This window comes from Mesorhizobium sp. ArgA1, from assembly GCF_053714375.1.
Genome location: NZ_JBSKBQ010000009.1, coordinates 38,169 through 49,852 on the forward strand (window position 1 = coordinate 38,169; position 11,684 = coordinate 49,852).

The following is an 11,684-nucleotide window of genomic DNA, read 5'->3' on the forward strand; positions in this document are numbered from 1 at the left end:
GGCCGGGCTCAAAGGTATGCCGCGACGAATGACGCCACCACAAACAGGCCGAAGGCGATGCGCTGCTTCACCAGCAGACGGCGCGTGCCTGCGATGCGCTGGTCGAGCGTACGGCCGCCGGCAGCTGTGGGTTTCAGCCGCATGCGCGTCAGCACATCGTCGACCACGGCGCCGCCGGCGGCCTCGGTGGCGTGGCTCGCCATCAGCCGGAAGAGCAGCGCGTCGAACAAAAGCAAGGCCGAAAGAGCCACTGTGACCACGGCATTCGCCGCCGCTACCAGCCAGGCCGCCGCCGACAGCGCTGTTGTGTGCGGAGCGGCGACCAGGCCGATGACCGGCGCTGCCATGATGGCGGCCACCACCAACAGGATCGGCCATGCGGCCTGCACCATCAGCCTGCTGGCAAACGCCTCGGCTTTCTCGGGATACTCGCCAGTCATACCGGTTCGTCCGCCTCGCTATGAAGATGCACCGGCCGGCCCGATGCAGCGAGATTTTTGCGCGCCTGGGCGGCTGTTTGCGAGCGCCCGGTCACAACCAGCCAGTCGGCGACGATGGCCGCACTGCGCTGGAAGCCGAGCGCGCAGCAGACCAGCACGGTGCCGCGCCGGCGCGCCAACTCGATCGCCGCCACCGCCCGCTCCAGCCGGTCATGCGGCGGCTCCACGAGGTCGAGCATGGCATAGCTGATCCAGCGGCAGGTCACGCCGCGCGGCCGTTCCAGCTCGCCGGCGAGGTCGATCACCGTGCCGAAGCGGTTGGCCTCCACTGGGCTCGGAAACCGGCCGAAGGAAACGCAGTCGGTGATTTCCGCTTGTGGCGCGAGTTGGCGGGTCCAGGCCCACACATTGATCCGGGCGCCGAGCCGGTAGGGCAGGAGTAGGATCCGGCTGGCCAGCGACACGCTGCCATCGGCCGCCTTCTGGAAAACTTTCGCCCCGGCCCCGGCATAGGCAAAGGCAACGATGGCCAGTGCCAGCGCCGGCCACAACAAGATGAGCGAGACGGCGGAGGCAAATGCCCCGCCGGCAGCGGCGGCCAGGGCGAGGGCGGCACCGAGCGCATAGTAGCCCGCCAGTCGCCGCGCCTTTGGGTCGGGGGTCGCTCTGAAGCTCCAGAAAGGCAATTCACCCTTGGCTGGAAACAGCCACAAGGCAAACAGGCCGAGCAGCGCGCCGGTCGGAATGTCGATGAAATGATGCTGCCAGGTCGTCAGCACCGAAGCGCCGATGAGAAAACACCAGACATGCCAGACGGGTCCGAGAATGGCGCCGAGACGGTTGCGTACCAGAACGTGACGCCAGTGATCCCAGATGATCACCAGGAGTGCGATGTGCAGGGATGGCGCCTGGTTGAAGGGTTTGTCGAAGCCGCCGAGCACCGCGAAGAGAAAGCCCGGCAGGCCGGTGGTTGCCGGCCGCACGAAGGTCGCCGTCAGCGGAAAGGCGATGAAGCAGGAGACCGCAATGATCTGCGCCGTCAGATAGCGGCCGGCGAGCCGGTCGACGCCGCGCCTGGTCGTGTTGAGCAGCAGCGACAGGCCATAGAACAGATTGATCGACCAGTAGGGAACGATCGTCCAGGCGATGAACGGGATGGCGTGTTCCCAGCCAAACACGATGCTGCCGACATGGTCGCGCCGCGATGCCAGCCAGTTGGCAAAGCCATAGGTCGAATAGAAGGTCGGCGCCAGCAGCGCCAGCCAAAGGGCGGCCCTCAGAACGACACCGGAATAGGGTTCCCGCGCCTGGGCGGGGGCAGGGTCGGTGACAGGCAGCACCATGGTCTCAGACGCGCCGTGCGACTGAAACGGTGAAGATTCCCCACTGATCGATGCGCTGGTCGATCTTCTCGAAACCGGCCGCCTTCACCAACTGGTCCATCTCGCCTTGCGTACGCCGCCGCATCACCCAGGCCTGGCCGCCGCGATGCGATGTCAGGCTGCGCGCGATCATCTCCAGCTGCGGATGCCATGGCTGGTTGGTGTAGATGAGCAGGCTGCCGGGCTGCATGGCGCTGGCCAGTCCACCGAGCGAGCGGGAAATCATCGTATTGTCGGCGAACAATTCGTAAAGCCCGGAGACGATGGCGAGATCCGGCGCGGGTTTTTGCCTGGCCAGTATCTCGGCATCGAAGGCGTCGGCCTTGTGGAAGCTGACGCTGGTTGGCAGATTCCGCTCTGCGATCAGCTTCGAGCCGAGCCCGACATTGAGCTCGGAATAGTCCTGCAGCCGCACGCTCGCCGGCAACTCGGCGCATTTGGCGACGGCATCGAGCACATAGCGGCCATGGCCGGCGGCGATGTCGAGCATGTGGACGGGACGGCCGGCTGCCTTCAGGCTGGCGACGGCGTTGCCGATCAGCTCTTCCAGATGCAGCTTGCGCTGGCGAATGCCACGCCAGCCGATGGCGTCGAGGAAGGTGCGGTCGATCATGCGGCCGATGAAGCCGGTGCCACGCGCTTCGTTCTCATAGACATAGTCGAGCGTCGAGCCGGAATCGAAGCCGGTGGCAATGCCCGTCTTCATGCCCGAAGACAGCCAGGCGCCCATGCGGATCGAGGCGCGGCTCATCGCCCAGTAGAGGCCCTTGGGCGACAGCAGTGCCAGCGGCGAGGCCAGCCGGTCCGCTTCGTCGCGGGTATAGCCGGATCGATCGGCCGACGTCAGGTCGATCGGCTTTTCCGGCGCGGCAAACTGCTTTTCGAGGAACGGCCGGATCAGGTCCAGCGCCAGCTTACGATCGCGCTCGCCCAGCGTGTCGTGGAAGAAGCCGGGCAGCACATGCCGCTCCTTGGCGGCACTGCCGAGATTGACGAAGAACTCGTGCTGCGGCCCATGCCGCACCACCCAGTCGCTGCCCGAGATCAGCAATTGCGTCGGCACGGTGATGGCGCGGGCGTCCGCGACGATGCGGGCGGCATGGTCGTAGAGTTCGACCAGGATGTTGGAGGCGATCGGCCTTGTGATCAGCGGATCGGCGTCGAAGGAAGCGATGCGCTCGGCGTCATGCGTCAGGAACTTCGCCTTGACGTAGGAATTGACGAAGAAGCGGCCCTTGAGCTTCTGCCACAGCGCAATGCCCTCCTTGGCGAAGGGCACGTAGAGTTTTACCGAAAAGGCCGGCGAGGCCACCACCAGCGCGCGGATGTCGGGCGCATAGTCGTGCACCCAGGCGGCGGCAAGCACGGCGCCGAAAGATTGCGCGATCAGCGCGATGTCGCGCTGACCAAAACCGTCTTTGCCGATCTCGCGCACCAGGCAGTCGATGTCGCGCACCAGGGCGGCAAAGGACGGGGCATAGCCGCGCTCGCCGGCCGAGCGGCCATTGCCGCGCGCGTCCCAGGCGTAGAAGGCATGGTCGGGCATGGCGAGTTCGTCGACCAGATGCGCCATGCGGCCGCCATGCTCGTGGCCGCGATGGAAGAGCAGGATCGCACCCTTCGGCGTCGACCCGGCGGCCGGCCAGTAGCGGTAGAAGATCTCGGTGCCGTCATGGCTTTTGAAGGTCCGCTCCTGCACCACGCGCGTGATGCTTGCTGGTGCTGCCCCATTGATGGTCTGGTGGATCATGGTTCCCCTCTGGCGGTCGGGCTGCTGACGCTTGGGCATCAGGCGCCGCCCGCTCTAAGGCCGCTGCGTATCCGGTTGATGGCGGTTGCGACCGACAGTGTAGCCAAGACCGGAAACACAAAGGGCGCGATCGCCTCGACCCACAGGCCGCAGCCGATGAGGAAGGCAATGACGCCGAGCGCCAGCGCCCGGTCGCTCTTGCCGAACGGCCCGGCGTAGTTGCGCCCGCTGCCGGCGGCGACACCGAGCACCCCGGCGAACTCGACGAGCATGGCGGCAATGGCGAAAGCCACGACACCCCAGGCCGGAAACAGGCTGGCAAAGGCCAGGATCAGCGCCACGTCGGAGACGACGTCGCAGAGTTCGTTGAGATACATGCCGAGTTTCGACGCCTGCCCATGTTCCCTGGCCAGCATCCCGTCAATGGCGTTGAGCGCCATGCGGATGAACAGCACCACCGGCATCAAAAGGAAAATCGCACGATGGCCGGCAAAAACGGCAACCACCAGGCCGGTAGCGATGGACAGCGCGGCGGCGAGAAGCGTGATCTGGTTGGCGGTGACGCCGGCGTCGGCCAGCCGGTCGGCTAAGGGCCGCAACCTGGCCTGAAAGGCCGGTTTCAGTGCATAGAGCGTAGGCATATGCGATCCCCCCGACCGCGGCTCATGACAGTGTCGGCAAGATTGGTCAATCGGCGGGCAAGACGCAAGGGCAGGGCCTCTTCACCGGCAAACAAAATGGCGGGCTCAAAGCCCGCCATCTCCATGCAGTAATTCGGTCAGGGCTATGGCTTCAGTCAGCGTCGCCGGCTGAACCTTTGCCGCACTGTGCCAGCACCTTGCCGATAGCGGCACTCGAACCCGTCAGCGGAAAACTGTTCTCGCCATATTTGTCCGAGGCAACCGTGACGTCGCCCTTGCCTCGCAACAAAGCGAGCAGCGGATCGGTCGCACCTGACAATTCGAGCGTGAAATAATTGTACATCGCCTCGAGCTGGAGTGTTTTGGTGAGGCTCTTGTCGCCGCCCTTGAAGGTGAAGGAGCCGCTGATGCCAGGCTCCAGCTGCTGGCCGGGGGGGCCAAGATCGTAGCTCAGCACCGGCTTGTCGAAACAGACCAGCATCAGATGCGCATCGGCCTTCGGTCCGCCACACACCGAGGCCGTCAGCACGCTGCCGCCCTCGTCTTCCTCCATCTTCGCGGTCCAGCCGCACGGCGCCGCAAACACCGGCTGCGCGGCCTGCAGTGTGGCCGCGACGGCCACGATGAATTTCGCCAATCCGCTTCTCATGATCTCCCCCAGGCCAGCCAAGCATCCGCGGCCCGGATCACAGAGAATAACTGAAGCCGGGCGTTACGCCGATAGTTGGCGAAAACGGCCGCGGGCGCAATCTCCCCCTGAGATTGCGCTTAGCCGCGTTCGTCAATCATCGGCACCACTCCCCATGGACTTCGCCAAAATACGACCCATATTCAATCTATGGAGCTTTGAGCGTGACCTTCGCGCGGGTGGCCCTTTTTGCCGCGGCCTTCGTTGTCGCGGCAGTCCTTTCTCCCTTCACATCAGCCGGGAGCGAGAAGGTCGCGCTGAGCGTCGCGATCGACGGCGCCATCGGGCCGGCAAGCACAAGGCAGCTCGAGGAAGCGCTAGACGTCGCCGCCAGGCGCGATGCCGCGGTCCTCATCCTTCAGCTCGACACGCCTCACCTCGATGCGCGAGATGATCGCCGACATCCTCGCCTCGCCGGTGCCCGTCATCGGTTATGTCGCGCCGGCCGGCGGCCATGCGGCGAGCGCCGGCACCTACATCCTCTACGCCACCCATGTCGCGGCGATGGCGCCGGGAACCAATCTGGGCGCCGCGACGCCTGTGGAGATGGGCGGGCTGCCGGCGCTTCCTGGCGGCGACAAGGACAACGGCCCGGCCAAGGACGAGAAAGACACCACCGGGCGGCCGGCCGGCGACGCGATGATGGCCAAGGTGACCAATGACGCGGTTGCCTTGATCCGTTCGCTGGCCGAACTGCGCGGCCGCAATGGCGATTGGGGCGAGAAGGCCGTGCGCGAAGCGGCGAGCCTGTCGGCCAATGCGGCGCTGCAGGAACATGTCATCGACTTCGTCGCCCACGACACAACCGAGCTCCTGCAACTGGCCGATGGGCGCACTGTCGAGGTGGCCGGCAAGAAAGTGGTCCTGGCAACCAAAGGGCTGCCGGTCGAGGCGCTGGAACCCGGCTGGTTCATCCAGCTGCTTTCCGTCATCACCGATCCCAACATCGCCGTCATCCTGATGCTGGTCGGCGTCTATGGCATCGTCTTCGAGTTCACCAGCCCAGGCGCCGTGGCGCCCGGCGTCATCGGCGCCCTCTGCCTGGTGCTCGGCCTCTGTGCGCTCGACCTCCTGCCGATCAACTATACCGGCCTTGCCCTGATGCTGCTCGGCATCGCCTTCCTCGTCATCGAGGCCTTCAACCCCACCGTCGTGCTTGGGCTCAGCGGCGTGGCTGCCTTCCTGTTCGGGGCGGCCATGCTGCTGAGGGTAGAGGGGCCGGGCTTTGCCATGTCGTGGGCCGTCATTGGTCCCGCCGCAGCCTTGACGCTTGGGCTGGCGCTGCTGACCGGCACCTATGTCTGGGCGGCGCGCAAGAACCCAGCGCGCGTCGGCGGCGAGGCGATGCGCGGCGTGTCGGCCGAGATCCTCGACTGGCAGGGCGGCGAGGGCCATGTGCTGGCCTTGGGCGAGCGCTGGCGGGCAAAGGCCGACGAGCCGATCGCGGCCGGCGACAGCGTCGAGGTGACCGACATCAGCGACCTCGTGCTGACGGTGCGGCGCCGCGACGCGGGAAGGAATGGAGCAAGACAATGATGGTTGGTTATGTCGCCTATCTGATCCTGGCGCTGGTCGTGATCATGTTCCTGTCCGCGGCCATCCGCATCCTCAGGGAATATCAGCGCGGCGTGGTCTTCACGCTCGGCCGCTTCACCGGGGTCAAGGGACCGGGCCTCATCATCCTGATCCCCTTCGTACAGCAGATGGTGAAGGTCGATCTGCGCGTGGTGGTGCAGGACGTGCCGCCGCAGGACGTGATCTCGCGCGACAACGTCTCGGTGAAGGTCAACGCGGTGCTCTATTTCCGCATCGTCGACGCCGAGCGGGCGATCATCCAGGTCGAGGACTTCATGGCCGCGACCAACCAGCTGGCGCAGACCACGCTGCGCTCGGTGCTCGGCAAGCACGAACTGGACGAGATGCTGGCCGAACGCGACAAGCTCAACAGCGACATCCAGGAGATCCTCGATCAGCGCACCGATGCCTGGGGCATCAAGGTGTCCAATGTCGAGATCAAGCACGTCGACTTGAACGAAAGCATGATCCGCGCCATCGCCAAGCAGGCCGAAGCCGAGCGACTGCGGCGCGCCAAGGTGATCAATGCCGATGGCGAGCAGCAGGCGGCGGCAAAACTCGTCGAGGCCGGCAAGATGCTGGCGGCCGAGCCGCAGGCCATGCAGCTGCGCTATTTCGAGGCTTTGCACGACATCGCCGGCGAGCGCTCGTCCACGGTGGTGTTCCCGCTGCCGGTGGACCTGCTAAGCCAGTTCATGAAGCAGGGGAAATGAGAGGTCGCGCAGGGCCCCTCAGGCCTCCTCAAGGAGGGAGATTATTCGCGCGACCTTCTCCCTCTAAGTCATCTTCGCCAGCGTTCTCAGCTATCTCGCGCTCGTTGGCGTGGAGCCGAAGCGACGACGGAAGCAGCGATTGAAGTATGACACGTCGCTGAAGCCACTCATCATGGCGATCTCGCTGACGCGCATGGCGTCATTGTGCCTCCGCGAGAGCATCTTGTGGGCGCACTGCAAGCGCAGTTCGAGAACACGCTCGGAGAAGCTGATGCCTGTCTCCTGAAGCAGATCCTGGACATAGCGCGCCGACAGGCCGAGCTCCTTTGCGACACCTTGCGCGGAGATTTCTGGATCGGTGAAGCCGCCGCGAATCATAGTCAGAATCGCTTGCGTCCGTACCGCACGTAGACCTCGCGCGTCCGCGTTGTCGTGCGCCGTCACAGGTGCGGCAATGGAGGCGGTGGCGGCGATCAGATCGGCAATATGATCGGCCACGAACTGCATGGTCAGTTGAGACTCGGCTTCTTTCTCATCGGTCAGAACGCCGACATAGGCACGAACAAGGGCGTTGATCATCATGGAGCTAGACACGACCGTCATCAGGCGATCCTCAAATCCTGCATATCGGCGACGCACCCGTTCGCGATCGGTCTGCACGGCGATCAGGCCGCATTGCCCGTCGCTCACTCGGATGATTGAGGGAGCGCTCTGCTCGACAAGAACGGACGCGCCTGGACTCAGATCGGCGCTCCTTCCCGACTGGTCGACGCTGAGCGGGGAGTGTCCGGCATTGAGAAGCAACACGACATTGTTGGTGCTCTGGGCCGCAATGTCTTCAGTGGTTCTCGATATCGATTTGACAGTGCCGTGGATCGTGCCCACCGAAACGTCGCAAGTTCGAACAATCCTGAGCTCGCCTTCGAACGATCTGCCGATGGCCGGATCGGCACGCAGACGGGCGTAACCGGATGACAGCGTTGAGATCCATTGCTCTTTCTGGATTTGTTCTCCGCCGATCAGGTCGCTGGAATTGTAGATAATCCTGTGCAAGCATCGCCGGATGTCGGCGACATGGATATCCTGCCAAAGCGAAAATCGATCGCGGTCGCCAAGATGCGGCGGCAAATCAGCTGATGAAAACACCGTCTTTCGTGACAAGGAAGCGCCCCGCAAAAACCCGCAGTCTCAAAAAATCGAACGCGACGCTTTCCATTCCAGGAATAACCAGCAAGATTGAGCGGTCGGTGTTCAACCGATTGAACCCTTAATCGTGCCCAACCACGCTTGGCGTCACCCGAAAGTATGACGCCAGCAAAATCCTCCATGCGGGATCGGAGCCCTTGCACCGGGTCGGTCAAATCTTTTGCCCGCCACCCGTCATGCGAGGGGCGGGGCAGACCTAGGTGCAGGAGAAACGATGGAAAGGCTGGGCAGCGAAGTCCTTGGTTCGATTGTCGGCGATATCTACGATTGCGTGTTGAACCCGGAGGGCTGGACCGGGGTCATGATCCGCATCACCGAAACCATGGACGCGGCCTACAGCACCATCGCGCTTGCCAGCACCGCCGGCAATCGTGGCCGCTTCGCGGCCCAATCGCCCTGGGATGCCGAGCAGATGCGCGTGCTTCAGGAGGATTATGATTTTGACGCAATTCCCGGACTGAAGGCTGCGGTCGTCGGCGAGATCGACACGCCCGTCGCGACGCTGTCGCATATGGGCGAGGCTGACCTCCAGCAGACGCCATTCTTTCAGAATTGGGCCAAACCGCAGGGATTGCGCGAAGGCTGCATCGTCAAGTTCGTTCATACGCCGGACCGGATCGGCCTCATGGGCTGCACCACGCGGGCCAACAGGGGGATCATATCAAGTGAGGAGCAGCGTTTCCTGGCATTGCTCTCGCCGCATCTGCGCCGTGCCTCGCTGATCGGAGATCTGCTGGATCAGGCGCGCATCACCGCCAATCTTTATCGCCAGGCGCTCGATCATCTCGCTGTGCCTGTGGTCCTTACCGGCGCCGACGGAACAATCCTTCATGCGAATGGCGCTGCCGATCGGATGTTTTCCGGGCAAGGCCCTATCTTGTCCAAGAACGGTCTGTTGCAGCCGCAGAATCCGGCGATGGCCCGTGCCCTGCTGGAAGCAATCGCCACGGCGGCTGGGACGGATGCCTTGCTCGGCTCCCGCGGCATAGGCCTGCCCGTTTCAGCCCCAGGTCAACCGCCTGCCGTGGCCTATGTGTTGCCGCTGACCGAAGGTACCGCGCGCGCTGCGTTCCGGCCTGCCCGTGCCGCCGTCTTCGTGTCGACCACGACGTCGTCTTCGCCACTTCCCGAGGCCGTTCTCACGACGCTGTTCGACCTCACGCCTGCGGAAGCTCGGGTCCTGCTGCTGATCGGCAGCGGATTATCCGCGTCCAACAGTGCGTTGTCGCTCGGTATCGGTGAAAACACACTGAAGACCCACCTCAACCGCATCTTCGCCAAAACCGGCACGAAGCGCCAAGCCGATCTCGTCAAGCTGGTTTCGAACATAGGCGCACCCCTCCTGTCACATTGGCGCTGAAAATGCGGCAGTCGACTTCAATCGTCATCGGGTAGCGCCACCAGCCGTCAGTCTGCCGGATGGCTGGCACAAGACATCACCTGATGCCGAACGGCCACACTGATCGCGCAAATGCCGCAGCGCTTTCCACGACAATTCCAGTGCGGCCCAGCCCAAGACGCCGCTGGCGAACAATGCAAAACCTCGACGGCACCCGGATGCTGGAGCAATTCCGCTGCCGGGGAGCGCAACACCATTGGGGTAGCAAACAGTGAAAACGATTCTTCTCGCCGCAGCCTTCATTCTCGCGCCTGTCGGCATCGCGTCCGCGGCGGACATCAATGAAACCTCGCCCGTTGCCGCTTATGACTGGTCCGGCCTCTATGCGGGCGTTCACTTCGGTTACGCAGCCGGAAAATCCAATCTCTTCATCGCCGACCTTGGCGGTGTCCCCGATATCAACGCTCCCGTTGATCCCAGCGGTTTTATTGGCGGCGTTCATATCGGCGTCAACCAGGAATTGGCGAACCGCTTCGTGCTCGGTGCCGAGGCTGACCTTGCCTACAACAATGTAGATGGGCTGGGCACCTTCACCGGTGCCGGAGCGCTGCTCAAGACCGACCTCAAATGGTCGGGTTCGGCACGGCTGCGGGCAGGCTATGCTTTCGATCGGACCTTGCCTTACATCACAGCGGGCGTGGCTGCGGCCAAGTATGAAATGAGCGTGATCGGCAGCTCCGGCAATACATTCCCAGTCCACGACGAAACCCATCTTGGCTGGACGGTTGGGGCTGGCATCGAGCATGCCTTCACCGACAGGTGGATCGCTCGCGTCGAATATCGCTACTCCGACTTCGGCAAAAAGGACCTCTCGGTACCGCTTTCTGGTCCTGGCTCGGTGGCGAACATCGATCTCCAGACGCACGATGTACGGGCCGGCCTTAGCTACAAGTTCTGATTGGGCGGACCGAACAAAACCCCAGGACTCGCGTCGGGGGTGGGCGAGCTCATCGGCTGATGCCGCACGGCCACACTGTCCTGGAAAGCACCTCGGCAACTTTCCAGGGCAATTCCAGTGCGCTCCAGTCCAAGACGGCGTCGGCGAACAATGCGAAACCGAACCTCGAGCGACCGCTGCAGAGTTATCCGCAATGGCCACCATCTTGGGGATAGCAGACAAGCAATGAAAGCAATACTTCTCGCCGCGGCCTTCTTACTCGTGCCTGCCGGCACAGCGTCCGCGGCGGACGCCGATGCAACCTTGCCCGTCGCCGCCACCTACAACTGGTCCGGCGCCTATGTCGGGGCGCAAGCCGGATACGCATGGGGCGACGCAAGGGTCGGGCAGACCTTTGCGCCTGGCGCCTTCGACGACTACGGCTGGGGTTACGACCCGTCCGGCGGTTTCGGTGCCCTGTATGCCGGCTTCAACCATCAGTTCGACGGCGGGTTGGTTCTCGGCATTGAGGGCGACTACAGCTTCGCCAGCGTGAAGGACACCACGGTGTATCAGGCGCTCGGCGTCGACGACCCTGGCTTTGGCGGCGTGATCGAGCTGCAGTCGGTCGGGTCCGTTCGCCTGCGAGCCGGCTACGCGATGGATCGCTGGCTTCCCTTCGTCGCCGCCGGCCTGGCGGTGGCAAATTACAAGCACACCACCGTCTTCCTTCCAAGCGAGGTCCCCTATGCCGACGTCGTGGACACCCTCACCGGCTATACGCTGGGCGCCGGTCTCGAATACGCCGTCAGTGACAATTGGCTGATCCGCGGCGAATACCGCTTTGCCGATCTCGGCCACCACAAATCCACACGTCACGCGTTCTCTGATGGAACCCCATTGCACGATGAGATCGAACTGAAGACGAACGATATCCGCATCGGCATCGCCTACAAATTCTGATCCGCTGAATCTGCCGATACCCCACGAGGACCCCACGAGGGGGGAGATCG

Annotated in this window: 10 protein-coding genes and 1 pseudogene; 5 read left to right on the forward strand and 6 right to left on the reverse strand. The window is 63.6% G+C overall.

Features of this window, described 5'->3' with window-relative positions; genetic code table 11:
• Positions 1–8: 8 nt before the first annotated feature.
• The 5 genes from ACWGTI_RS19705 to ACWGTI_RS19725 all read right to left on the reverse strand — a co-directional run bounded on the left by ACWGTI_RS19705 (position 9) and on the right by ACWGTI_RS19725 (position 4,862).
• Entirely contained in the window at positions 9–440 is a 432-nt protein-coding gene (locus ACWGTI_RS19705) for a hypothetical protein (RefSeq protein WP_454588652.1), read from the reverse strand.
• The gene (locus ACWGTI_RS19710; RefSeq protein ID WP_454588653.1) at positions 437–1,783 is read right to left on the reverse strand and encodes a phosphatase PAP2/dual specificity phosphatase family protein; all 1,347 of its coding nucleotides are present in this window, start codon (positions 1,781–1,783) and stop codon (positions 437–439) included. The genes ACWGTI_RS19705 and ACWGTI_RS19710 overlap by 4 nt, the downstream gene beginning before the upstream one ends.
• 4 nt (positions 1,784–1,787) lie before the next feature.
• Entirely contained in the window at positions 1,788–3,569 is a 1,782-nt protein-coding gene (locus ACWGTI_RS19715; protein ID WP_454588829.1) for a bifunctional alpha/beta hydrolase/class I SAM-dependent methyltransferase, read from the reverse strand.
• Positions 3,570–3,610: 41 nt separating this feature from the next.
• Positions 3,611–4,213 carry a CDP-alcohol phosphatidyltransferase family protein gene (locus ACWGTI_RS19720; RefSeq protein ID WP_454588654.1) on the reverse strand — a complete coding sequence of 201 codons (603 nt, stop codon included), beginning with the start codon at positions 4,211–4,213 and terminating at the stop codon, positions 3,611–3,613.
• Positions 4,214–4,364: 151 nt separating this feature from the next.
• The gene (locus tag ACWGTI_RS19725; protein ID WP_454588655.1) at positions 4,365–4,862 is read right to left on the reverse strand and encodes a hypothetical protein; all 498 of its coding nucleotides are present in this window, start codon (positions 4,860–4,862) and stop codon (positions 4,365–4,367) included.
• Between the two features lie 203 nt (positions 4,863–5,065).
• Here ACWGTI_RS19725 and ACWGTI_RS19730 point away from each other — a divergent pair.
• Positions 5,066–6,437, forward strand: a pseudogene (locus ACWGTI_RS19730) (NfeD family protein).
• A complete protein-coding gene (locus ACWGTI_RS19735; protein ID WP_454588656.1) occupies positions 6,434–7,189 on the forward strand; it encodes a slipin family protein in 756 nt (251 codons plus the stop codon). Before ACWGTI_RS19730 ends, ACWGTI_RS19735 begins: the two are co-directional and overlap by 4 nt.
• A gap of 90 nt (positions 7,190–7,279) precedes the next feature.
• Here ACWGTI_RS19735 and ACWGTI_RS19740 read toward each other — a convergent pair whose 3' ends face one another.
• Positions 7,280–8,350, reverse strand: a complete 1,071-nt coding sequence (locus ACWGTI_RS19740) for a helix-turn-helix transcriptional regulator (protein WP_454588657.1) — start codon at positions 8,348–8,350, stop codon at positions 7,280–7,282.
• 259 nt (positions 8,351–8,609) lie between these two features.
• On the opposite strand from ACWGTI_RS19740, the gene ACWGTI_RS19745 reads away from it, so the two are divergent.
• The 3 genes from ACWGTI_RS19745 (at position 8,610) to ACWGTI_RS19755 (ending at position 11,634) form a co-directional block, all read left to right on the forward strand.
• Positions 8,610–9,755: a LuxR C-terminal-related transcriptional regulator gene (locus ACWGTI_RS19745; protein WP_454588658.1), complete on the forward strand. Its 1,146-nt coding sequence runs from the start codon at positions 8,610–8,612 to the stop codon at positions 9,753–9,755.
• Positions 9,756–10,005: 250 nt separating this feature from the next.
• Complete coding sequence (locus tag ACWGTI_RS19750; RefSeq protein ID WP_454588659.1) at positions 10,006–10,692, forward strand: outer membrane protein; 687 nt, start codon at positions 10,006–10,008, stop codon at positions 10,690–10,692.
• Between the two features lie 225 nt (positions 10,693–10,917).
• Entirely contained in the window at positions 10,918–11,634 is a 717-nt protein-coding gene (locus ACWGTI_RS19755) for an outer membrane protein (RefSeq protein ID WP_454588660.1), read from the forward strand.
• The last annotated feature ends 50 nt before the right edge of the window (positions 11,635–11,684 follow it).